19 protein-coding genes and 1 tRNA gene are annotated in these 23298 nt (G+C 43.6%); 4 read left to right on the top strand and 16 right to left on the bottom strand.

The window, feature by feature from the left end; all coding sequences use genetic code 11:
• Positions 1–17: 17 nt before the first annotated feature.
• Genes OCV47_RS12625 through OCV47_RS12615 form a run of 3 tightly spaced genes read right to left on the bottom strand, consistent with a single transcriptional unit; the run spans position 18 to position 5055 of the window.
• Positions 18–2105 (bottom strand): ATP-dependent helicase, encoded by a 2088-nt coding sequence (locus OCV47_RS12625; RefSeq protein ID WP_262655444.1) that lies wholly within the window; start codon positions 2103–2105, stop codon positions 18–20.
• A complete protein-coding gene (locus OCV47_RS12620; protein WP_262655442.1) occupies positions 2065–4785 on the bottom strand; it encodes a DEAD/DEAH box helicase in 2721 nt (906 codons plus the stop codon). The genes OCV47_RS12625 and OCV47_RS12620 overlap by 41 nt, the downstream gene beginning before the upstream one ends.
• Positions 4786–4794: 9 nt before the next feature.
• Positions 4795–5055, bottom strand: coding sequence for a glyoxalase (locus tag OCV47_RS12615; RefSeq protein ID WP_117448449.1), 261 nt, complete (start codon positions 5053–5055; stop codon positions 4795–4797).
• Between the two features lie 105 nt (positions 5056–5160).
• Between OCV47_RS12615 and OCV47_RS12610 the strand changes: the two genes are divergently transcribed.
• The 3 genes from OCV47_RS12610 (at position 5161) to OCV47_RS12600 (ending at position 6339) form a co-directional block, all read left to right on the top strand.
• Complete coding sequence (locus OCV47_RS12610) at positions 5161–5883, top strand: AzlC family ABC transporter permease (protein ID WP_262655440.1); 723 nt, start codon at positions 5161–5163, stop codon at positions 5881–5883.
• The gene (locus tag OCV47_RS12605; protein ID WP_117448426.1) at positions 5873–6184 is read left to right on the top strand and encodes an AzlD domain-containing protein; all 312 of its coding nucleotides are present in this window, start codon (positions 5873–5875) and stop codon (positions 6182–6184) included. The genes OCV47_RS12610 and OCV47_RS12605 overlap by 11 nt, the downstream gene beginning before the upstream one ends.
• 82 nt (positions 6185–6266) lie before the next feature.
• A tRNA-Thr gene (locus OCV47_RS12600) sits at positions 6267–6339 on the top strand.
• 231 nt (positions 6340–6570) lie between these two features.
• Here OCV47_RS12600 and OCV47_RS12595 read toward each other — a convergent pair.
• The 8 genes from OCV47_RS12595 to OCV47_RS12560 form a co-directional block, all read right to left on the bottom strand.
• On the bottom strand, positions 6571–10230 hold the full coding sequence (locus OCV47_RS12595) for an Ig-like domain-containing protein (RefSeq protein ID WP_262655438.1): 3660 nt from the start codon (positions 10228–10230) through the stop codon (positions 6571–6573).
• Positions 10196–10942, bottom strand: a complete 747-nt coding sequence (gene rlmB, locus OCV47_RS12590) for a 23S rRNA (guanosine(2251)-2'-O)-methyltransferase RlmB (RefSeq protein ID WP_262655437.1) — start codon at positions 10940–10942, stop codon at positions 10196–10198. The genes OCV47_RS12595 and rlmB overlap by 35 nt, the downstream gene beginning before the upstream one ends.
• Positions 10943–11014: 72 nt before the next feature.
• The gene (locus OCV47_RS12585; protein WP_262655436.1) at positions 11015–11479 is read right to left on the bottom strand and encodes a Mini-ribonuclease 3; all 465 of its coding nucleotides are present in this window, start codon (positions 11477–11479) and stop codon (positions 11015–11017) included.
• The gene (gene cysS, locus OCV47_RS12580) at positions 11479–12888 is read right to left on the bottom strand and encodes a cysteine--tRNA ligase (protein WP_262655435.1); all 1410 of its coding nucleotides are present in this window, start codon (positions 12886–12888) and stop codon (positions 11479–11481) included. Before cysS ends, OCV47_RS12585 begins: the two co-directional genes overlap by 1 nt.
• 219 nt (positions 12889–13107) lie before the next feature.
• Positions 13108–13614: a DUF1284 domain-containing protein gene (locus tag OCV47_RS12575; protein WP_117448421.1), complete on the bottom strand. Its 507-nt coding sequence runs from the start codon at positions 13612–13614 to the stop codon at positions 13108–13110.
• Positions 13615–13631: 17 nt separating this feature from the next.
• The gene (locus OCV47_RS12570; protein ID WP_262655434.1) at positions 13632–14882 is read right to left on the bottom strand and encodes a GNAT family N-acetyltransferase; all 1251 of its coding nucleotides are present in this window, start codon (positions 14880–14882) and stop codon (positions 13632–13634) included.
• Positions 14821–15369: a 2-C-methyl-D-erythritol 2,4-cyclodiphosphate synthase gene (gene ispF, locus OCV47_RS12565; protein WP_117448419.1), complete on the bottom strand. Its 549-nt coding sequence runs from the start codon at positions 15367–15369 to the stop codon at positions 14821–14823. Before ispF ends, OCV47_RS12570 begins: the two co-directional genes overlap by 62 nt.
• 120 nt (positions 15370–15489) lie before the next feature.
• Entirely contained in the window at positions 15490–15738 is a 249-nt protein-coding gene (locus OCV47_RS12560; RefSeq protein WP_262655432.1) for a hypothetical protein, read from the bottom strand.
• Between the two features lie 199 nt (positions 15739–15937).
• On the opposite strand from OCV47_RS12560, the gene OCV47_RS12555 reads away from it, so the two are divergent.
• Positions 15938–16414, top strand: a complete 477-nt coding sequence (locus tag OCV47_RS12555) for an S-ribosylhomocysteine lyase (protein WP_262655431.1) — start codon at positions 15938–15940, stop codon at positions 16412–16414.
• A gap of 394 nt (positions 16415–16808) precedes the next feature.
• Here OCV47_RS12555 and OCV47_RS12550 read toward each other — a convergent pair whose 3' ends face one another.
• From OCV47_RS12550 to OCV47_RS12530, 5 genes are all read right to left on the bottom strand, one after another.
• Positions 16809–18104: an AGE family epimerase/isomerase gene (locus OCV47_RS12550; RefSeq protein WP_262655430.1), complete on the bottom strand. Its 1296-nt coding sequence runs from the start codon at positions 18102–18104 to the stop codon at positions 16809–16811.
• Positions 18105–18154: 50 nt separating this feature from the next.
• Positions 18155–19105: an ABC transporter permease gene (locus OCV47_RS12545; RefSeq protein WP_262655429.1), complete on the bottom strand. Its 951-nt coding sequence runs from the start codon at positions 19103–19105 to the stop codon at positions 18155–18157.
• A 32-nt stretch (positions 19106–19137) separates the two neighbouring features.
• Positions 19138–20625 carry a sugar ABC transporter ATP-binding protein gene (locus OCV47_RS12540; protein WP_262655428.1) on the bottom strand — a complete coding sequence of 496 codons (1488 nt, stop codon included), beginning with the start codon at positions 20623–20625 and terminating at the stop codon, positions 19138–19140.
• A gap of 63 nt (positions 20626–20688) precedes the next feature.
• Positions 20689–21696, bottom strand: coding sequence for a sugar ABC transporter substrate-binding protein (locus OCV47_RS12535; protein WP_262655426.1), 1008 nt, complete (start codon positions 21694–21696; stop codon positions 20689–20691).
• A gap of 318 nt (positions 21697–22014) precedes the next feature.
• Positions 22015–23025, bottom strand: coding sequence for a LacI family DNA-binding transcriptional regulator (locus OCV47_RS12530; protein WP_262655424.1), 1011 nt, complete (start codon positions 23023–23025; stop codon positions 22015–22017).
• Between the last annotated feature and the right edge of the window lie 273 nt (positions 23026–23298).

Below are 23298 nucleotides of genomic sequence, written 5' to 3'. Positions count from 1 at the left end.
TAGTTACTTCATGACATTTAAGTATCCAGATATTCCAGTGGCGCAAACTGCCGGATAAATTCCTTTTTTCCATAATCCGGAAATTCCACCACGATCTGCATCTCTTTTTCTTCTACGATCTCTCCGATGCCATATTTGGCATGACGTACACGCCGGCTCCTGGCTGTGGTATCGACCGCCACACTTTCTCTGCTTCCCACCTGTTCCATTGACGCCGATTCTGTGACCTGCACATTTTCTTTCTGGCGTGCCTGCTCTATCTGCTTCTTGATATCCTGCAGATGTGCCTGCGCACTTCCCCGGTCTCTTCTCTGTTCCCTGAAATCCTCTGGGGCTTCCACCAGCCGTTCTGGCAGGAGACGTAAGAACCTGCCTGGTCCCGGCATTACCCGTGGTCCGTCCGGACTGGTATAATAGGACAGTTCCAGATACTCTTTTGCTCTGGTCATTCCTACAAAAAACAAACGCCGTTCTTCTTCCTCAGATTCCATTCCTCCTGAAAGCAGTGGAATCAGTCCATAATTCACTCCGATCAGAAAAACATAATCAAATTCCAGTCCTTTGGATGCGTGCAGAGTCATCAGCTTTACCGCATCTGACTGCTCTGCCTCCTGCTCATACAACTGCATGCCGGAAAGTGCCAGCTGATTCAGACATGCCCCTAATCCCTGGTTCTGAATGTCCATTCTCCCCAGACTGTCCAACATCTGTTTTACATCATTCATATCCTTCTGATACGAAGCACTGGTGAGAAGAATCTGCTCCTCCAGATGCAGCTGCGTAAGCAGCGTCTCCTTCCAGTTTTCCGTTTTTTTCGCATCTGTGCCTTCTTCCTGCAGGCACAGAATACGTTCCAGGAGATTTGAATTCTTCCTCAGTCCCGCTTCTTTCTCTTCCATTCTGGCTTTTTCCAGCTCCTTCGCTGCCTTTTTCTGCGTCCACCCTTCTCCATACTGCTTATCACACAGTGCCTGCATCAGACTGGATTCATCCTCTGGATAACAGACAGACTTCAACACATAGAAAAACCAGTGCAATACCGGAATCTCCTGCATACTCTTTTTGACCGATACCTGACAGGGAATTCCATAGCGCTGCAACGTCTTTTCCAGAATCTCCGACTGACTCTGCAAACGGTAAAAAATACCAATTTCGCCATATGCAATCCCCTGCTGATGCAGCTTACGGATTCTCCCTGCCAGATAATCCGCCTCCTGAAATGAATCATAATGTTTCTTTATAACAATCTTCTGCCCCTGCTCCCGACAGCCTTCCAATGGTGCACCATTTTGCAGAAATCGCTTTGCCGCTTCCAGGATCGTCCCGGTAGATCGATAATTGACCGGAAGCGACAGCTCTCTTGCCTGATATTTCATGCGCAGCAGCGGAAAAATCTGAAATACACTTCCACGCCAGCTGTAGATCACCTGATTGGGATCCCCTACTGCAAACAGATGCGTCTCCGGCTTCTTCAACTGTTCCAGGAATGCCATTTGAAGATGATCGCAGTCCTGCACCTCGTCAATAATGATCCACTGTAAGACAAGCATTTCCGGATGACTTTGCAGTAACTGTGTCGCATTTTGCAAAAGTTCCCGATATGTCATCTTATTCTGCTTTCTCTTTTCCGCCTTCAACAGTTCCATCAGCTGTGTCCAGTCATCCTGATACCGCACCTTTCGACCATCTGTCCGTTCTTCCTGATCCAGCCGTTTTTTCATACGATTCTTATATTTAATCTTCAGCCCATGCTCTCCTGTCAGCTGCAGCGCCATCTCCAGTTCTTCTTCCGGTGTCATCACCTGAAAACCAGACTGGTATCCCAATTCTTCCACTGGCAAATGCTCCTGCAGCATTCTTAATGCCACTCCATGAAACGTGCCAAACAGATCATACTGGCAGCCCATACGATCCCGGATCTCTCCTGCCGCCTTATTCGTAAAAGTCAATACACACATTTCTGAAAAGGGTACCTGCTTTTCTTCGTGAAGATAACGAATCTTTTCAATTAAAACAGTGGTCTTTCCACTTCCCACACTGGCATTTACCAGACAGGCATTGCTGTCATCCAGAACCGCCTCCTGCTGATATCGATTTAACTGCATCTTGTCCCTTTCTGTTTTCCTGTTTTTCATATCTGCGAAGCATTTTATCCTGCTTTGCTTTTCGATCCTGCTGTATTTCTGCAGACTTCTGGCTTTGATCTGCCATCACAGTCAGTCTGGTACCAACCGGCAGTTCTACATAATAGTCCAGTACATTTTTCAATCCGGCCAGATTGGTATCTGCCATGGCCCAGTCTGCATAGAATTGATTCTTCACCGTCAGCCAGATGGTCTTTTCTGATACCTGTACCTGCCTTACACTGGCAAAAAATGCCGCAAATGTCTCTCCGTTTTCTCTGGCATTCTGTACAAATTCCGTCCATTTTTCAGAAAGATTCTTCAACGTAAATGGCTTTTGTTTCCAGATCGTTGGCGCCCAGGAAACTACTTTCGTACTATTTGGCACATCTTCTTCTGCAAGCAGATTCTTCAGTCCCCACAGCACAATCTGTTTATCCAGACGGTAATCCCCAACACAGGCCACACAGCCATCTTTGCACTTGCAGCCGCTTACCATGCGAATCGCCTGCTGCACTGCCTGAGGAATCAGATCATAGATTTTTTCTGAAAATCCCAGTCCCCCCACATAGCGGTCATAAAAATACAGCGCCGTCTCCTGATCATTAAATCCAGCCAGTTCCATGGCATTTAATGACGTTGTCACACCAATGTCTTCCTGTTCTGTCATAGTCACCATCTGAGCTGCGTTTTTCAGTGCAAAACAGAGTCCTTCAAAATGATTGTTTCGAATATATCTGCCCTCTTTATCTGGCTGAAGCAGCCCACGATAAGTGCGCACTACATTGTCCGGAATCCGAATCCAGGTTCCTTCCGTCTCATATTCTTTCGTCAGTGGCTTGCGAAGCTGCTCCCATCCCAGATTCTGATGATTGTGAAACTGCAGCTTCTTATACATATAGACATAATCTTCTACTTTCAAATCTCCAAACTGAAGCCTGGTTCGCTCCCAGGTCTGACTCTTGTGCTCATGCACAATCGCAATATTTGTCTCACCACCAGATACTGTATAATAGTTTCCATGAAAAGGAATGGCATAGCCGGTCTTACTCTCCAGATTCAGCTCTACCACCTGCCAGGAATCCCCATCATGCAGATAAACTGCACCCGGATAAATCTCCCGAAAAGCCTGGCTCTCATCCATTCGTGTAATTACTTTTCCGTTGTCACGTGCCATCAGCTGATACTGATTTTCGTCTATATTACGCATGGAAAATTCACCTGCCGGATATTCTCCGCCAGCCCATGCAAATCGTCCATTCTGACTGCGCACTTCATCCATATTCAAGAGTACCGGAATCGCTTCCCCAAGATCCGGAAATACTGCCATATCATCCAGTGAAAGTGGTAACTCCGCTGCTGCGGCCCGGATATGAGCCAGTTCAATCAACAGATTGTCCGGATCAATCACAGCATTCTCACTGCTGTTTGCAAAGAGCCAGTCTGGCTCCAGTGCAATATACTGATCCATTGGCTGCTGATCCAGAATCAGATAGCTGGTACTTCCTTTCCCACTTCGTCCTGCCCGTCCGGTCTGCTGCCAGAAGGAAGCTCTGGTTCCCGGATATCCCACCAGCACAGTAGTGCTGATCTGTCCGATATCGATTCCCAGTTCCAGAGCATTGGTAGATACCAGTCCCAACAGCTCTCCCGCGATCATTTTACGCTCAATCTCTTTTCGTTCTTCCGGTGTATATCCACCCCGGTAACCTGAGATCAAACCAGCCTGATCCAGGCGGTCTCTGGTCTCTTTGAGCACAATCTCTACATTTCTTCTGGAACGTGTAAATGCCAGAAAACTCTTTTCTTCTTCTATCAACCGGGGCAACATCTGCGCTGCTACCGCTACCGTAGACTCCTGTCCATAGTAATTTCCATCTTTCCCCTGAATCTTAGGGGGCTGCACCAGACAATATCTGCGCTCTGCTGCACCTGATCCATCATGGCTGACACAGGCAAAGGATTTCCCGCAGATCTTTTCTGCAAGTTCCACCGGATTAGCTATAGTGGCTGAGCTGCACAAGAACTGCGGTGTTCCATGATAATACCGGCAGATACGATCCATACGGCGACAGACATTTGCCATATGCGATCCAAAAGCCCCACGATAAGTATGCAATTCATCCAGTACCACAAATTTTAAATTGGCAAAAATAAAATCAAATCCATACTTGCTATGATTCGGAAGCATCGAGCCGTTCAGCATCTCCGGATTTGTCAGAATTATATTGGCACTTTTTCGAATCCGGCTGCGCTCCGCCACCGGTGTGTCCCCGTCATACACTCCTGCACTGATCCTGCTTTTTCCAAAATAGTTCAGCATCGGCTGCAAGGCACGGTACTGATCTGCCGCCAGTGCCTTCGTCGGATAGACAAAGATTGCACGAGTCTGTGGATTTTCCAAAACAGCCTGCACCACCGGAAGCAAAAAACTTAAGGTCTTTCCACTGGCCGTAGATGTAGTAATCACCACATGCTTCTTCTCCTGTGCAAGCTCAAACATCTCCGCCTGGTGGACATAAAGCTTTTCTATCTTCTGTTCTTTCAGATATATTTTTAACTCCTGATGCAGCATTTCCGGGTACTCTGCATATTCTGCTGTTCTTTCTGGTATGATTTTTTCATAAATGATGCAGTCATCCCCATATTTTTCAAAAGCCATTGATTCCTGTTACCCTTCTACAATCAGGTATCTGCCATCTGGAAGTGGAAATACTTCACTGGCTTCCAGGATCTCTTCCTCAGACATACCGGCAATATCCATATTGTCCTTGAAATATTTTTTTACTTCTTTCATATCCTTTTTTACAACAGCCAGAGAATCCTCCAGAAAATACTCTGCCTCTTCCAAAGTCTCTGCTACCGGCTCGTCAAATAACTGGGTCTGTTTCTCTAAAAATGTCTCCAGGCAAACTTTATCATACTGCATAATTATCCTCCTGTTCGTCCCGTGAAAGGGTTGCTTTTCTTCTATTAGAATCCTATAATAGACTGCGGACGCTAATTCTACCTACTATTATATATTCTGGGGGTATTTATGAACAGTTATAATTTACAAAATTTTCGGGACGGGCTCCGGGACGGCATTCCCATTGCTCTCGGCTATCTTGCCGTATCTTTTACACTTGGTATTGCCGCCAGAAATTTTGGCATTCATGCGTTTCCTGCCACCATCATGAGCCTGACGAACTTTACTTCTGCCGGAGAATTTGCAGCTTTAAGTATTATCAGTATGGGAGCTCCTTATCTGGAACTGGCACTGTCTCAGGCCATTATCAATCTGCGTTATCTGCTAATGTCCTGTGCTCTGTCTCAGAAGCTGTCAGAAGACAGCTCTCTGTTTCACCGCTTCTGGACAGGTTTCTTCATCACAGATGAGATCTTTGGCGTTTCTTCTTCGCGTCCCGGAAAGCTGAATCCATTTTATACTTATGGAACTGCCGCGGTGGCGATCCCAGGCTGGGCACTGGGTACCTGTCTTGGCGTAGTCCTTGGAACTGCATTGCCAGCCCGGATCACCAGAGCCTTAAGTGTGGCTCTGTATGGAATGTTTCTGGCTGTCATCATTCCTCCTGCAAGAAAAAATAAAGTCATTGCAGGACTGGTGATCGCAGCCATGTTATGCAGTAGTCTGTTCTCTTATCTGCCATTCCTGTCAGGTATTTCTACCGGTATGAAAGTCATTATTCTGACCATTTTGTTATCCGGTGCTGCCGCGATTCTTTTTCCAGTAAAGGAGGATAACAAAGATGCCGAATAATATTTATATCTATATTGCAATCATGGTACTTGTTACCTCTCTGATCCGCATTTTGCCACTGACACTGATTCGTAAAGAAATCAGGAACGTTACCCTTCGTTCCTTTCTGTATTACATTCCTTACGTCACTCTGGCTGTTATGACCTTCCCGGCCATTTTATCTGCTACCGGAAGTCTCATCTCCGCATGGGCTGCTTTGGCTGTTGCTGTGATTGCTGCCTGGATGGGAAAAAGCCTCTTTTTCGTCTCCTCCGCAGCCTGCATCGTGGTATTTGTGTTGGAACTGATCATGCGGATATAGAGCGTGAATAAATTTACAAAAATTGCTTGACAGTTTAGTACTCATATGGTAGTATATCTAACTGTAGCGAGCAATCGCTCAGGCTGATGTGGCACAGGTGGTAGCGCACCTCATTGGTAATGAGGAGGTCACGGGTTCAACTCCCGTCATCAGCTTGCTTAACGGATGATCAGACGATCATCCGTTTTTTGTTGCATAGGAATCTTGCATAAGCATGGACTTTGATTTATTGCTCGCATAAATGTCAAAAACCCCATCCCATTTCTTTTCAGATTTGGGTGAGGCTTTACAGACTGGAAACATTTATGATTATAGCAGATTATTTTGCCAATTTTCTATTTTTGCAAAATCGGCAGTTTAAAAAGCAAAATCATCGTCCCCTTGGTTTACCGCACTGTGACTCTTATCTTTCGTTTTTTGCTGCCGGATTTCACTGTGATGTACGTTGTGCCTTTCTTTTTCGCTGTAATGATACCTTTTCCTGATACAGCGGCAATCTTTTTCTTGCTGCTCTGGAAAGTTGCTTTCTCACTGGAGGTCAGTGGCAGCCTTTCCCAGATAATGCGGTATTTTTCTCCTTTCTTTAGAGTAATGGCTGTTTTTCCGACATTCAGCTTCTTTGTCTTTACTCTTCCTTTCTGGACTTTGATCAGACATTTTGCTGTGGCACCACTTTGCATTGTTACGGTTATTGTAGTCTTTCCCGTCTTTCTGGCTGTGATCTTTCCTGTTCTGGCATTGACGACAGCTGCTTTTTTGTTTGAGCTGCTCCAATTGGCTACCGCATCTCCTGCAGTGTACTCTTTTATTTTTAACGCTGTGGTACTCTTTTTCACCTGAAGCGGAAGACTTGTGGCATTCAACTTAACTATAGCTGGAATTACTGCATCATTCCCATTCACTTTTGCATTACTATTTCCTGCACCATTTCCAGGCTCCTGTCCTACATTACTGCTTTGTCCGTCTATCGGCAGTGGTGCCTGTATCGTGACCGTTCCAAGTCTGCAGCTTACCGCATTATATTTGTCTGGCAACACACTTCCGGCATACAGATAGTACACACTTCCATTGTCCGAACTGCTTAATGTCTGCGTTTTTTCAGCTGATATAAAGCTCTGGCTGTCCACTGCTTTTCTAGCAAGATGAATCTGATACTGATCAAATTCTGTTTCGGTAATCCATGTTGATTTTTCCCCGTTGCTGTAAGTAATCCTTACTTTTACCTCCGACAGGTCCAATCGTGTTCCCGCCGTATATCTTCGGTTCTGTTCCTCATAAATCTCCAGTTTTTTTGGTATCTTTGCAGATACGGTAACCGGTATCGATATCGTCTGCCCATAATAAGTAATGGTCACGCTGGTATCCGATGTCTTTAATGTTTCCGGTCTGCACTGAAAACCAGACCGGATATAACGCATCTGTTCTTCTCCATCAATTTTTGCCAGCATCAGAATACCGTTTGGATCAAATTTCTCTCCTTCTACATAGGCTGTTTTCTTTGGTTTGCCGGATAGCTGCAAACTGGCCACTGTTACCGGCTCTTTTACCTTTATGGAATAAGTCAGCGTTCTTCCCATATATCTCACCACTACCTGACTGTTGCCACTTTTAGAACTGTCAAATTGTGCAATCATATCACTCGTGATTTGTATATAATTTGAATTGTTTACCTTCAGACTTCCCCATCGATAAAGTTCCTCTCCCACATAGCAACAGGTTGGCTGCCCGGTCACCTCAAGGCTAAAAATACTATCTGCCCCGGTCATTTCCGGTCCATCCGTCCCCATCTGCCATCCAGAATTAAAATCTAATCCGGTAAAAGAATCCCCATTTTTCCATTCCTCGTCTGTCAGCTTTTTACTGGTTGCCTGCTGTGCATCTTCTTTTTCCGTGCCAAACAACGGAAGGGTGTTATTCTTTCCGTAGCAGTTTGTGAGGTACGCATGCAATTTGTTCCCACAGATCTGACCGGTCTGTGCCACACCTCCAGTCACAATAATCTCTCCGGCATTCAGACATTGTTTTATACTGCCTCCAATACCACCATTTACACCTGTTTCACCTGCAATTCCCCCAGTATAGACTGTCGCTGATTCATCTGGCTGATTCACTTTTAAACTTCCTTTAAAACAGCAGTTCGCAATGATTCCTCTGTTGGATCCTGCTATTCCTCCGTTTCTGGACTGCAGGGCAGATGCCGTCAGCTCTGTCACTGCTGTTACGGTACAATACTGAATCGTCCCGGCCTCTTCGTTCTCACCGGTTATAACTCCGGTATGTGTACCTACACTCGTATATTGTCCATACAGAATTGTTTTCATCGTTCCGGTAACCGTGCAATGATCAATCAGTCCCTGATTCATCTGTGTGATCACTCCATACGAATTACTGGCCACTCCTGTCACATTTGCCTGCACATTCAGATTTTGTATCTTCCCTGCATTCACAGAACAGATCGGATGTGTCACCCCTTTTATCGTATGCCCATTTCCATCTAGTTCTCCTGAAAATGTTCCAATCATCGTAACTGCATTCCCAGTAAAAGTCAGGTCGTTCATCAACCGATAATGACCGCCCGGCCGATTTGCTATCTGATTCCATTCTTTTACGGTTGTGATCTGATACGGATCTTCTGCCGTACCACTTCCTGTTCCTGGATTTAAGGTACTGTTCTTTTCTCCGATAATCCGATAACGGATATGACTTCCACCATTGGACGGTACCGTAAAGCTGCCTCCCTGTCCCAGATGAAGAAGAATTGCCGCTGTAGGTTCCAGACTCACCTCACTGCCGCTTCCCCCCACATAGTACGGATAGTCATTCAATGTACTCTGTACCACAGCATCTCCCTCAAATCCGTAACGGCCTGACGACTCATCGGCTGCAATAGCCGTGTAAAAATCTGTTACCAGATCTGCAAAACCGACATTTTCTCCCATAACCGCCTGCAGATAAGTCCCGGCTGTTTTATCTGCTGCGGATACTCCATATGCAGCACGAAAAAATGCAGTGGGGTTATACTCTCCTGATTTGCGATTAATGAGATACCGCACAAACAGATACGGCAAACTATAATCCTGTGCTGTCTTATTTCGATAAGAGCGATATAAAATGGAGGATCCATTTTGCACCTCATGATTTCCCGCAATATATCCCAGCCAGTTGCTGATATCACTGTTGCCCCAGACATATTCCATTGCCGCCACCGATAAGCCCTCATTGATTCCCATATACTTTTCTGCATAATTATAGGATGTAAACTCTTCAAACAGTGCATGCTGTCCTTCGTGTACCAGAAGTGCACTGGTTGTCCGCATACTTCCGTATGTATAATCAGCCGCCGATTTGGTATTGATATGGATTGCTGTAATGTCTGGTTCATTTCCTTTTCCCATATAGACACCACTGGCGCTGGATATCTGCTCCAGGGTTATGGACAGCTTTCCACTTCCATCTCTGCATGGAATATTTCCGCCACTGAGTTCATACAATGTCTCATATGCACCCTGTTCATATGTCTGCATCATATCACCGGCTATCCGATCTGTTTTCCCCGCAGCATCATATGTATTTTTCAGTCCGTCCTCCATCCAGATGTAACAGTTGTTTCCACTGCCAATGCAGGTAAAGGCACGGTATCCATGATAGGTATAAAAGCTTCTCTGACTTCCGATTTCATAAGTGGTCAGTCCACAGGCAGCGCTGTCATTACTACTTTTAACTGCCTCACCGGAAAGTTCTGCCAGATTATATGGCACAGCCTCCCTTTCCGCCGTGTCGGATACTGCCTCACTGTGAGTACTCAGACTTTGAATATCTGTTCCTTCTGCAAAAGTCAGTTTTCCGGTACTTTCCGTATTCTCTTCCCCCGCATTTACAATCACCACATATTCACCGCTGTAGGTCTTTCCCGGTTCTCCTTCCGTAACAGCAGCACAGGCTTTCTGCCCGCTGATCACGACGATCAGCAGGAACAGAAAGCCTGCAAGATATCCGGTATGATTTCCTGTTCTATTTTTCGCCAAGCCGTTGACGTACAATCTCATAAGCTAATACCCCCGCTGCCACCGATGCATTCAGAGAATCAATATCTCCTTTCATCGGAATTGATGCCACATAGTCACATTTTTCTTTTACCAGTCTGCTGACGCCTTCGCCTTCATTGCCGATCACCAGACCAATTGGTCCAGTCAGATTCAGACGGTACATACTCTCTCCACCCATATCGGCGCAGACAAACCACATGCCCTGTTTTTTCAGTTCTTCAATGGTCTTGCTTAAATTGGTCACCTTAGCCACTGGTGTGTAGTTCAGTGCCCCTGCCGAGGTTCTGGCTACGGTTGCCGTCAGTCCAACCGCACGACGTTTTGGGATAATCACTCCATGGGCACCCGCCAGGTTCGCTGTACGGACAATAGCACCCAGATTGTGCGGATCTTCGATATTATCCAGCAGGAAAATAAATGGCGCTTCTCCTTTTTCTGCTGCCAGAGCCAGAATATCCTCTACTTCTGCATATTCATAAGCTGCTGCTATGGCAATGACTCCCTGATGCTTTCCTGTCTCACTCATCTGATCCAGTCGTTCTTTTGCTACAAAATTGATAATTGTGTCATGCTTTTTGGCTTCTCGAAGAATGGTTCTTACCGGTCCATCCTGGCAGCCATCCAGAACAAATAACTTATCAATGGTTTTTCCGGAACGAAATGCCTCTGTGACTGCATTTCTCCCCTCAATTGTTAATTCTTCGTATCTCATGTTTTCCTCACTTATAAAGATTCAGAGCCATGCTCATACTCGATATATATGGCTCTGAATTTTTGCGCTCTTTTAATGTTCTTTGTGTTCTCCGTGATGGTTATGGGTATCCACTCTTTTAAAGTCTTCCCCTTCCAGCCCAATCTTCACCAGGTCAATGATGCGCTCTGTCTTCTTCTGAAGATACAGATACCCAATCAAAGCCTCAAATCCGGTAGCCTTCCGGTACGTTCCGGTAGATGCATTCTTCGCCTTGGTACAGGACCTGGCATTTCTCCCTCTACGGTACACAGCCACCTCTTCTTCTGTAAGATGCTCCATCATCCGGTCTATCATCTCTGCCTGATTCTCAGCCTTCACAAGCGTACTGGTTCGCCTGTGAAGCTTTTGCACCGGGCTGTTATCCTGCCGTACCATAATCGTCCGGATAATCAGTTCGAACACACCATCACCAATATAGGCCAGAACCAGAGGCGAATACTGGCGCAAATCCTTCTCTTCCAGATGCATCTGCACTTCCAGATAATCCTGGTTCATTATGCTCTCTCCCATTTTACGCCTTCTCTGGTATCCTTTAATACAATTCCTTTTTCCAGCAGAAGGTTACGGATCTCATCTGCTCTTGCAAAATTCTTTTCTTTTCTGGCTGCCTGACGTTCTTCGATCAGCTTTTCAATATCGCTGTCCAGAATTTCTTCTTCTTTTTCCACAATCAGTCCCAAAATATCAGCCAGACTGACAATTTTCTCTTTTACTGTGTTGATAAATGCCTTTGTATTTTCCGCTGTTACATTGCTGTTGGCATATTTTACCAGTTCGAAGATCGCTGCGATAGCATCTGCGGTATTGAAATCATCGTCCATGGCTTCATCGAATTTCTTCTCAAACTCAGCGAGACCTTCCACTTCTTTCTGTTCAGCTTCTGTCATCTCACCTTCTGCTCCATTACCTGCCAGGAACTTCAGATTCTCTACTGCATTGATAATACGATCCAGCGCATTCTTTGACGCTTCCATCAGATCCGCACTGAAGTTCAGCGGACTTCTGTAATGTGCACTGAGCATGAAGAAACGCAGTACCTGCAGATCATATTTTTCTCCGATCTCACGAACAGTGAAAAAGTTGCCAAGAGACTTGGACATCTTACGGTTATCAATGTTCAGGAATGCATTGTGCAGCCAATATCTTGCAAATTCCTTTCCGTTGCAGCATTCGCTCTGTGCAATCTCATTCTCATGATGTGGGAAAATCAGGTCTTCCCCGCCTGCATGAATATCGATTTCTTCTCCAAGATACTTTTTAGACATCACAGAACACTCAATATGCCAGCCAGGACGTCCGTCGCACCATGGAGACGGCCAGGAAGGTTCTCCCTCTTTCTTCGGCTTCCAGAGCACGAAATCCAACGGATCTTCCTTCTGATCTTCTCCTGATACCAGAAGTGATCTGTTTCCAGCTCTCAGATCATCCAGATTCTTGTGAGACAGCTTGCCATATTCTTTAAACTGGCGGGTACGGAAATATACCGTTCCATCTGCCGCTGGATACGCATAGCCCTTTTCAATCAATGTGGCGATCATATCAATCATTCCATCGATCTCCTGTGTCGCCAGTGGATGTGTGGTGGCCGGCTTTACATTCATGTCTGCCATATCTTTCTTGCATTCTGCAATATAACGCTGAGATACTTCTTCTGCAGTAATCCCTTCTTCAATGGCTTTCTTGATGATCTTATCATCCACGTCTGTAAAATTGGACACATAATTCACTTCGTATCCTTTATGTTCCATATAACGTCTTACGGTATCAAACACAATCATCGGACGTGCATTTCCAATATGAATCAGGTTGTACACAGTCGGTCCGCATACATACATGCTTACTTTACCAGGTACCAGAGGCACAAACTCCTCTTTTTTCTTTGTCATCGTATTATAAACTCTCATGTTATTTCTCCATTTTATCATTCATTATCTATATCTGTTTAATGCCTTCACAGATACGGTTTCATTCTTTCTAAGTGTATGAAAAAAACAGGCATTTGTCAACATATCTACTGTTCTACAGGCTATTTTGTGAGTTTCTCTCATTCTGGACATGACCTCGGATTTCGCTTGCTTCTTCTTTTCCGGGGTCGGATGACACTTAGATACCCGATATGTGGCCTATCTGGAAAACAGCTTAGGAAAATGTTCCTGCCACATCGCATAATTACACAGTCCCTGTTCTCTCCATGAACATTTTCCGCAGGATTTTTCAAACATCGCTTCTGTCATATTTTTCTGCACAGTTGCCACCAGTTCCTCTGCGGTATACACAGTGCCTCCAATCAGTCCAAATGCTTCCAGCAACATGCTATCCTTTGTGGAAGTTCGTGATTCATGTTTACAGGATCGGCCTGCCACCCGTGGATCTTCAGATCGTACCAGCTCCCGGTTCAGCGTATTTCCTTCCAGGTCCACTTCTGCTTCCGACACCGGCTGCAGATTCGGACAATGGCTGCACACCTCATCCGGTGTGGGCAGAATCCGTAAGGATGCCTTTCCTGTATGCAGATAGTCGATGACCTCCGACATATGCTGACAAAATTCTTCACTGTATCCATGTCCGGAATACATCGGCATACATAATAAATGATGTGCCCGCAGTTCTATAATTTCTTTTTCTTCCATAATGTGTCTCCCCTTAATCACACAATTTCATTCAAGTATACATGCTCCAGCAGATAAATATCGCTCTGCGGAATCTTCTCATTTCGCTCCACACCATACAGCGCTGCCGCAAGCTCTGAAATGGTCAGTTCCGGGATCTCTCCTGCCCCCTTATTCTGCTCTGTATTTGCTTCCATACGAGTCAGCGTCGCATCTTCTCCTCCAAGTTCAAAGCAGAATACGCCACAATTCTCCGGTATGATGGGATCTTTTATATAAAGTACAAACTGCACTGGCTTCTTTGCTCTCAAATGACTTACAAACGCTTCCAGATTCACAATCCGTACCATGGTCATCGGCCGATATGTCATCTCACTTAATGGAATTCCATCTATATAAGACTCTGGCAGAAAACCGCAGATACGTATTGGCAGCTGATCCTGTACGCCAAACCAGCGGGTCAGTGCTTCTACTGCCCTGCGATTGGCCAATGCCTGAGAATCTGAAACTGTCCGGGGTTCTGAGCCTGTTTGCTCTTCTGGGTTATCTGCTTCTACTGCAATCTCCCATGCTTCTCCGCTTCCCTCATAACCAGTAAAACAATAGCCCTTCATCTGACTGTCTTCATAAAAAAGCAGGATCTGTCCATTCATGGATTCCTGTTCCATCCAGATACGCTTATAATAGTCTTCCGTCCTCACAGTCGATATCTCACTGTGCTTCTGTAAAAATGCATCTGACCATTCTGCCAGCTCTTTTAGCTGCTCCCGACGGCATGGTATACAATGCCATGAGCTGTCAGTATCTGTGTCCAACTCTGCCCCATGAGTAAACATGCTTTGCCGGTACACCGTCAGAAAATCAAAGGGCTGGTAGATTGCCTCCGATGCCGGCATAAGAAACGTAAATGGTATTTTTTCCTGATACATAAACTGCAATGCTTCCGTCAGGAGTCTCCGCATACGTCCCTGATGACGACAGCTTTCTCTGGTGGCCACCGCCACAATATAATAACTGTCTGCTTCTTCCTCTCCCATATGCACCCGGTAAGGATTCAGCTGTACCATGGAGACAACATCCCCAGCTTCCTCTTCTGCAAAGATCTGATTATGGTCTGCTACATAAATTTCATAATAATCCAGAAACTTTGCTGTATCTTCTTCGAATACCTCTTCCCACAGTTTTCTCGCTTTTACAAGTTCCGTCTTTTTCAATACCGCCATCGTCTTACCTGTTCTGACAGCCGCCACATCCTGCACAGCCTCCGCCAGCCTGTCCCATATAATCAAAACTGCTGATATCCATCACCGGTGTCAGCATACAGATGGCCTGTGAGGAAATGCCTTCTCCGCTTCCGGTAAATCCCAGACCTTCCTCCGTGGTTGCTTTAATATTTACCTGGTTTTCTTCCAGTCCCAGGGCACCGGCAACATTTTTTACCATCTGCGGAATGTGCGGCAGCATCTTCGGTCTCTGCGCAATAATCGTTGCATCTATATTCTCAATTACATAGTTATGATCTTCCAGAAGTGCACCCACATGTTCCAGAAGCTTCATGCTGGAAGCACCTTCATAGGCTGGATCCGTATCCGGGAAATGTTTTCCGATATCTCCCAGAGCTGCCGCTCCCAGAAGTGCATCCATAATTGCATGCAGCAGTACATCTGCATCGGAATGTCCCAGCAGCCCTTTTTCATAAGGAATCTCCACACCTCCCAGAATTAGCTTGCGTCCTTCCACCAGACGGTGCACATCATATCCCATTCCTGCTCTCATTGTCCGACTCCTTTCCGCTTCTCTTATTTTCTGCTATTTAGTATACACTAAACAGCGCATAAAAAAAAGCACCGTGAGAAAATTCTCACAGTGCCTGTTCGCATCTTAATTCGAAATGAATTATTCTGCTGCTTCTGTTGTAGCTGCTTCGGAAGCTGCCTCTGTAGTAGCTTCTTCGGAAGCTGCTTCTGTAGCTTCTTCTGTGTCAACAGTTGTTTCAGCTTCGGAAGCTGCTTCTGTAGCTTCTGTAACAGCTGTTGTAGCTGCCTCTGTGGCTGCTTCTGTTTCTTTCTTGCTGCTTCCACATCCAACCATAACAACACCTGCTAATGCAACGACTGCTGTTAATGCTAATAATTTCTTTTTCATGATAATTTCCTCCTCTTTATCAGTGCTTTACTTTAACACTGAAGCTATTCTACCACTTTTTTCAGAAAATTCAATACCCTGTTCTATAATAATTTATGAATTTTTTATGAAGATTGACTTTTCCCATTTCTTGCTTCATACTAAGGGATAAAGCAACATTTTACATTGATAGCGCTATGAAATAAAGGAGAATCTTATTATGGAAAAAATAGCAAGCTTTACTGTCAATCATCTTACTTTAAGACCAGGAGTCTACGTATCCCGCAAGGATCATATAGGTGCTGAGGTTCTGACTACCTTTGATCTGCGTATGACCACCCCGAATCTGGAACCGGTGATGAATACCGCTGAGGTTCATGCCATCGAACATCTGGGTGCTACTTTCCTGCGCAACCATCCGGAATACAAAGATAAGACTGTTTATTTTGGACCGATGGGCTGCCGTACCGGATTTTATCTGATCCTGGCTGGCGATTATGAATCGAAAGATATCGTAGATCTGATGATCGAGATGTATCAGTTTATCCATGATTATGAAGGTCAGATTCCTGGTGCTTCTGCAAGAGACTGCGGTAACTATCTGGATCTGAATCTTTCCATGGCTCATTACTGGGCAAACCGTTATCTTCAGGTACTGGAGAATATCACCGAGGATCGCCTGATATATCACAACTGATATTCATTTATTCAAACAAAGGGACTGTCGCATTAGCATATATTTTTGCTGTGTGACATTCCTTTCAACATGCATCATTTTAAACTGCTTTATTTTCAACCATCAAACTTTATGCCGATTTTAATACAAAAGGGCGACTTCCTGTCCTTCCTGCCAGAATACTTCAATTCATCCAGAGCATCGCCCCATACTCACTTGTAATCTGTTCCAGTTCTTCTTTCCGTTACGGCATATGTAACTGTCCCTGTACGCATGGTACTCCATGCAGGATGTTATAAACAGGTTTTAACTGTCCATTCAACGTCGCATACTTGAGTATACTCTATATTGGAAACATTTTGTAAAAAAGAAAGAACCATTCTACAATTTCTGCAAAATGGCTCTATGATGGTTTTTATTTATTTTTTTCCAACAGTTCTTCCAGTCTTCCAATACACTCGATCATTGCCCTGTCTGTGTGATAAATACATTTCCACTGATTTCCCACGTCTGTGATGATAGGTGTTCCGTCTGCCTGAAGCAACTGTCTGGATTCTCCCACTTCTTCAATATAGAAATATGTGTGATCAAACTCCCATAATTCATAAAATTTTTCCAGATAACGTTCATCACCGATTACCTGATACGCATCCAGAAATCCAGTCAGAGACTCAAAATTCTGCCACCATTCTTTATCCGTCACTACCACTCTTCCGTCATGCATACCATCCCGGTAGATTCCGCCATGTTCTTCATCCCATCCATTTGTAATGGTATATTCTGCAAATGCTTTTGTCAACTCCTTTGCTGGTGAAAATCCAAGTATTTTGTATGCACGATTCAACAGCCAAGTCAATTCAATATTGTGTCCATAGGATGTAGTATCTCTTGTATTTTTGTTGGCATTTTCCGGAGCGCGATCGTAATTCCAAGTTCTGTTGATCTCTCTGGCATCCTTTGTTTCAAATTTGAATGAGAACTGATTGCGTCCACACATATAGTTATAATCAATCATGTGATCCACAATGATGTTAATTACTTCCAGAAGCCGTCTGCGGTGCACTTCTTTTCCGGTACATTCATATAATGTGGTCAATGCTTCCATTGTATGCATATGAATATCCAGTGACTTCAGGTTTCCGCCTTTATCAATCTCCGTTTCCGGTATCCAGTCTTCTGTCATGTTTTCATAGTAGCCTCCTCTTGCAGTATCGACACAGTATTTCATTAACAGATCAAATGTTTTTTCTGCATATTCCTGTGCTGTTTCATCACCTGTTGCCAACGCATATTCTGCCAGAGCATAGATTGCAAAGGTCTGTCCATAAACCAGCTTGCCATTGTCCTGCGCTTCTCCTTTTCTGTTGGTATACCAGGCAAATCCGCCGTTCTTTTTATCCCAGAAATGATCAATGAAAAACTCTACCCCTTGCTTTGCAGCTTTTTCGCAGTCTTCTTCCCAGCCATATTTTTTTGCAAAACCACTTCGCAATAAACTTGAAAATCCCCAGATCATTCTTGTCTGTGTCACAATCATCTTATCTGTAGGCGTCATGACTTCCAGTGACTTCATTGGATTTCCTTTTTCATCAAAGCAAACCAAATATCCACCATATTCTTTGTCAATTCCATTTTTCAGCCAAAATGTTACACTGCGGGTCAGAAAGTTTTCCAGTTGTCCTTTTACTTCTAATGCTCTTTCCTTTTTCATTGTCTATATCTTCCTTCATCTATTTCTACATTCATTGTTTATTTAAATTTCTAATTTTTACTTTTCACAGTCCCGGTAAAGTTCTTATCGAACGCAACTGCAATCAGAAGCACGAAGCATTTCGCAATCATCTGATAGTAATCACTCAGTCCCATAATCAGAAGTCCATTGGTCAAAAGTCCCATTGTCAGGACACCGCAGACAGTACCTCTCAACTTACCACTTCCGCCACTGATACTTACACCGCCAAGCACCACTGCTGTAATGATATCCATTTCATATCCGTCACCAAGGGCTGCTGATGCAGATCCAAGTCTTGCCAGAAGCACCAGTCCTGCGATTCCTGCAAATAATCCAGCCAGAGTATAAGTTACCAACAGTTCTTTTTCCACATTGATTCCACAAAGTCTGGAAGCCTCTGTATTTCCGCCCAATGCATATAAATATGTACCATGTGGTCTCTGGGTCAAAATCCACCATGCAATCACTACAAATGCTATTGCAATGATAACCGGTATCGGAACCGGTCCCAAATACCCTTGTCCAAGGATTTTATACTTATCGCTGAATCCATAGATAGACACACCTTTGGTAATGACGTAGCAGATTCCTCGGCCGCCTGTCATAGTTGCCAGTGTTGCAACCATTGGCGGCACATGTAATTTTGCAATTACGAATCCGTTAAATATACCATATCCCACTGCCACAGCAAGACAGATCATGGATGATACAAGAAAATGCATTTTCATATTCACCATAAGATATGCATTTAATGCGCCTACCACACCAATAACCGATCCCATGGAAAGATCAATACCACCTGTCAAGATGACCATCATCATTCCCATTGCGCAGATACAGATAATAGACTGCTGGCGGAAAACATTCAGGAAGTTACTGACAGAGAGAAATCCTTTACCGAAAATTGAAAAGAACAGAATCGTTACAAACAGTATGATAAACGAAACATATTCTTTAATATTAAAGCTCTTTTTGTCCATAATTGTTTTTCCTCATTTCTACTGTTTCTTTATTAAATATCAGAAGCACTGGCCATAATTTCTTCCTGACTGAAATGATCTGCATCCGACAGGGAACCGGTAAGCCGCCCTTCCGCCAACACAATGATGCGGTCTGACATCCCCATCAATTCCGGCATATCCGAAGATACCATAATCACTGACTTTCCTGCCTTTTTCAGTTCATTCATCAGAGTATAAATCTCATACTTGGCCCCCACATCAATTCCTCTGGTTGGTTCGTCAAATAGAATAATGTCAGAATTTGCAATCAACCAGCGTCCAATGATGACCTTCTGCTGATTACCGCCACTTAAGAATGCAACAATCTGATTTTCAGAAGGTGTCTTGATTCGCAGTTGTGAAATCATGGACTGCACATCTGTTCCAATTCCTTTTTTATCCAAAAACAGTCCTTTTTTTCGTTTCTTTAAGGTCGGCATTACAATATTATCTGATACTGACAGGTTCAGCAGCAACCCCTGTCCCTTTCGATCTTCTGTAACCAGTACGATTCCATGATTAATGGCATCTTCTGGTGACTGAATCTTTATTTTTTCCCCATTTTTTATAATTTCTCCGGTATGGTTGTCAGCACCGAAAAGAGCGCGAAGGGTTTCCGTTCTTCCACTTCCAACCAATCCACCAATTCCAAGGATTTCACCTTTTCTCAGGCTAAATGAAATGTCATGAACTTTCTCTGCTTTCAGATGTTTCACTTCCAGAATATTTCCTGCATTTTCCGGAACCGGAATACGATTCGGATACTGATTGTTCAGTTCCCGCCCTACCATAAGTTTTACCAGTTCATTCTTATCGGTATCTTTTACATCCATAGTCTGGATAAAATGTCCATCCCTGAAAACTGTACAGGTATCGCATACCATAAAGATTTCTTCCAGACGATGTGAAATATAAATAATAGAAACGCCCTTTTCTTTCAATCTCTTCATAGTATCGAAAAGTATGATTACTTCATTATCTGTCAGCGGGCCGGTAGGTTCATCCATGATCAGAATTTTCGGATTATTTAATATGGATCTGGCAATTTCAACCATCTGGCGATATGCCATGGTCAGATTTTTTATTTTTTCCAGCGGATCCATTTTTATTCCAAGAGTCTTTATAATATCTGCAGAAGTCTGAATCATTTTCTTCTTGTCAATCCGTCCATTTTTACGCAGTTCTTTTCCAAGAAAAATATTTTCATAAACAGTCAGTTCCGGAACCAGATTCAGTTCCTGATAGATCATACTGATTCCCAATTCTTTTGCCTGCTCTATGTGAAATCCAGTATAACTTTTACCGTCATAGAGAATCTGCCCGCTGTCCAAATGATTCACACCGGTCAGTACCTTCATCAAAGTAGATTTTCCTGCACCATTCTCCCCTAAAAGTGCGTGAATCTCTCCTTTCTTCAAGGAGAACTCTGCACCGTCAAGAGCCTTGACACCCGGAAAGGATACGGTAATATTTTTCATTTCGAGTATGTAATTCTCCATTTACTCTCTCCTGTAAAAATGCCTTCCCAGCTGAACACTGAGGAGGCATTTTTCTAAACCATCTTAGTTTGCTGCTTCTGTAGTCTCTTCTTCTGTTGTCACTTCATCTGTAAAATAGTCATCAATGTTGTCCCATGTAACTGCTTTTGCAGGAATCAGAATCTGCTCATTAAATGTTTCTCCATCAAAAAGCTGTTCTGCGATATCCACATCTTTCATTCCATGTGCATATGGTGTATTATCACAGGTTGCACGATAAGCGCCTTCACCTGCTTCTTTTTCCGCTTTGATCTCATCCAACGCCTGATCTACTGCGTCTACACCACCAAATGCCATCTTTGTAAGATCTTTTCCTGCAGCCTTTGCAGCTTCATAAGCTCCGAGGATACCTGCATCATTTGATCCCATGATGATGTTGATATCTGGATTGGACTGAAGAATTGCTTCCATATTATTCATACCATCATCAGAATCTACACCCCCGATGGTTCCCGGCTCATTGATCCAGGAAATGCTTCCATTGGTATATGCTTTTTCAAAGCTTTCTCGCATCCCCTGTTCACGGATCATTACGTTTGGGTCATTGATGGTTCCAAATGTCACTCCGGTAAGATCACCATCCAGATTTCCCTGTGCCCATTCACCGATAGCAGTTCCGAGAACTTCACCCATATCATATTCACCAGCACTTACAAATGCATCTTCGCCTTCAATTTCTGTAGAAGAACCGATTACTTTGATTCCAGCTTCCTGAGCTTCTTTTACTACATCTACGCATGCAGCTGAATCTACTGCTGAAATAATGATTGCATCATAACCCTGATTGATAAAGTCTTCGATTGCTGAAAGCTGGCTGGCTGCATCCATAGCCGGATCCTGTACGGTACATTCCCATCCGCGTTCTTCGCAGGCAGCCTGAATTCCTTGTGATACCTTAGTAAAATAAGGAGAAGCAAGCGTCATCGTTGTATATGCGATTTTTTTTGTTTCACCTTCTGCGTTTACTGCACTTCCCAGTGCCATTACACCAAGCACTCCAATTGCTACTGCTGTCACTACCCGTCTTTTCATTTTTTACTTCCTCCCTACTATCACCTGCATTTTTCAAAACGTTTAGTTTTTATTTATGCTGTCTTTTATATTTATTTGTATTTTATGGTTTTGTTTTTCATTTTTGATTTTCTAAACGTTTTGATTGATTTAAAAATATCATCGTTTATTGCATTTGTCAACGTAAATATGGAATGCATAGACCTTTTCGTCAATTTATTTAATTCTTTGTCTTATTTTTTGTTCATTATGTACAGCATAAAATATGACAGATCTTTTTCATTTGCTTTCAGATCTGTCATATTTTATGTTCCGTTTTCATATTCTAAACGTTTAGATCTATTTTACAGTCTCTCTGACACAAAGTTCGCCAGGGATCAGTATATCCTGTTTTTCTGTTTCTCCATTTTCTATTTCTTCAAAGCGTTTTAGTGACTGTTCACATATTTCTTTTATATTCTGTCTGCTGTAAGTCAATGGCTTATACAGTACATTGTTATAATCCAATTCATCAAAACATGCCACAGAGATTTCTTCCGGTACCGATATTCCCTCTTCTTTCAGACATGCCATGACACCTAAAGCACTGGTCGCATTAATGCAGATAATCGCATCCGGCTTCATGTCGAGAATACTGTCCTTGGTATAGGCTTTTCCGGTCACGGTATTTGCTGTCTTTCCGTTCACAATCCACCTTTCATCATATGACAGTCCGGCATCCTCATACGCTTCTTTAAACCCGTCAATTCGTGTTCTGGAATAATACGGACCATAACCATCTGAGAAAAATACGATTTTCCTGCATCCTCGTTTTAACAGATAAGCAGTCAGTTCATACATAGCTGCCTTGTAATCTGTGGTTACACCATTTTCTACAATCTCATAATATTTATTTGTCACAAATAGCAGCGGAATTCCCATTCGTTTACACTCATACAGGTGCTCCATATCCTGCGGATCATGGGAACTCTTCTGGCAGGCGACCAGTAATATTCCATCTGCGCCTCTGGCAATCATCATTTTTACCAGTCTTTGTTCTTCTCTGATATCATTGTTGGAGATTCCGAGTAAAAGACCGTATCCATTCTGAGTTGCTGCCTGCTGCATTTCATAGGCAAGGGAGCTGTAAAAAGGATTCTTGATATCCGTTACAATAAACGCTATGGTGTTTGTCTTTTGTTTTACCAGATTTCTTGCACTGATATTGGGCTGGTAATTTAAAAGCTGAATGGCATTTAATACCTTCTCACGAGTCTCCGGTTTTACTCCTTTTTTTTCATTAATCACAAATGATACCGTTGCGATGGATGTTCCCGCAAGTTTAGCAACATCTTTTATTGTACATGCCATAACACAAACCTCCGTAATTTCAGACAGCATTTTCTTCTCTTCTGATTGTACCAATTCGTTAGCGCGACGGCTAGCCCTAAGTACACGAAACCACTGTTTTTTCTAAAATTTTCATTCTTCTTAAAATATCGGAAAGAATCACATTCAGAGCAGTTTGTCTTTTCTTAGAACCGCTCTTTTTCTCTGCACTGAATTCGATACTTCCCTAGTGAATTATACCATGAAAAGCAGGTTCTTCGGAGCATGCTTTTTCATTTAAACGCAAAAAAAGAG

The organism is Muricoprocola aceti, from assembly GCF_025567005.1.
GTDB lineage: Bacteria > Bacillota > Clostridia > Lachnospirales > Lachnospiraceae > Marvinbryantia > Marvinbryantia aceti.
The sequence above is the reverse complement of the archived record's forward strand: the minus strand, read 5'-3'. Positions and strand labels throughout refer to the sequence as shown.

Bases quoted from the DNA above. Each gene is read 5' to 3' on its own strand.
- ispF (WP_117448419.1), bottom strand. From the start codon at position 15,369: ATGAGAGCAGGAATGGGATATGATGTGCACCGTCTGGTGGAAGGACGC.
- OCV47_RS12575 (WP_117448421.1), bottom strand. From the start codon at position 13,614: ATGGAAGAAAAAGAAATTATAGAACTGCGGGCACATCATTTATTATGT.
- rlmB (WP_262655437.1), bottom strand. From the start codon at position 10,942: ATGAGATACGAAGAATTAACAATTGAGGGGAGAAATGCAGTCACAGAG.
- OCV47_RS12550 (WP_262655430.1), bottom strand. From the start codon at position 18,104: ATGAAAAAGGAAAGAGCATTAGAAGTAAAAGGACAACTGGAAAACTTT.
- OCV47_RS12530 (WP_262655424.1), bottom strand. From the start codon at position 23,025: ATGGCATGTACAATAAAAGATGTTGCTAAACTTGCGGGAACATCCATC.
- OCV47_RS12620 (WP_262655442.1), bottom strand. From the start codon at position 4,785: ATGGCTTTTGAAAAATATGGGGATGACTGCATCATTTATGAAAAAATC.
- OCV47_RS12585 (WP_262655436.1), bottom strand. From the start codon at position 11,479: ATGAACCAGGATTATCTGGAAGTGCAGATGCATCTGGAAGAGAAGGAT.
- OCV47_RS12540 (WP_262655428.1), bottom strand. From the start codon at position 20,625: ATGGAGAATTACATACTCGAAATGAAAAATATTACCGTATCCTTTCCG.
- OCV47_RS12605 (WP_117448426.1), top strand. From the start codon at position 5,873: ATGCCGAATAATATTTATATCTATATTGCAATCATGGTACTTGTTACC.
- OCV47_RS12610 (WP_262655440.1), top strand. From the start codon at position 5,161: ATGAACAGTTATAATTTACAAAATTTTCGGGACGGGCTCCGGGACGGC.
- OCV47_RS12555 (WP_262655431.1), top strand. From the start codon at position 15,938: ATGGAAAAAATAGCAAGCTTTACTGTCAATCATCTTACTTTAAGACCA.
- OCV47_RS12535 (WP_262655426.1), bottom strand. From the start codon at position 21,696: ATGAAAAGACGGGTAGTGACAGCAGTAGCAATTGGAGTGCTTGGTGTA.
- cysS (WP_262655435.1), bottom strand. From the start codon at position 12,888: ATGAGAGTTTATAATACGATGACAAAGAAAAAAGAGGAGTTTGTGCCT.
- OCV47_RS12560 (WP_262655432.1), bottom strand. From the start codon at position 15,738: ATGAAAAAGAAATTATTAGCATTAACAGCAGTCGTTGCATTAGCAGGT.
- OCV47_RS12625 (WP_262655444.1), bottom strand. From the start codon at position 2,105: ATGCAGTTAAATCGATATCAGCAGGAGGCGGTTCTGGATGACAGCAAT.
- OCV47_RS12545 (WP_262655429.1), bottom strand. From the start codon at position 19,105: ATGGACAAAAAGAGCTTTAATATTAAAGAATATGTTTCGTTTATCATA.
- OCV47_RS12595 (WP_262655438.1), bottom strand. From the start codon at position 10,230: ATGAGATTGTACGTCAACGGCTTGGCGAAAAATAGAACAGGAAATCAT.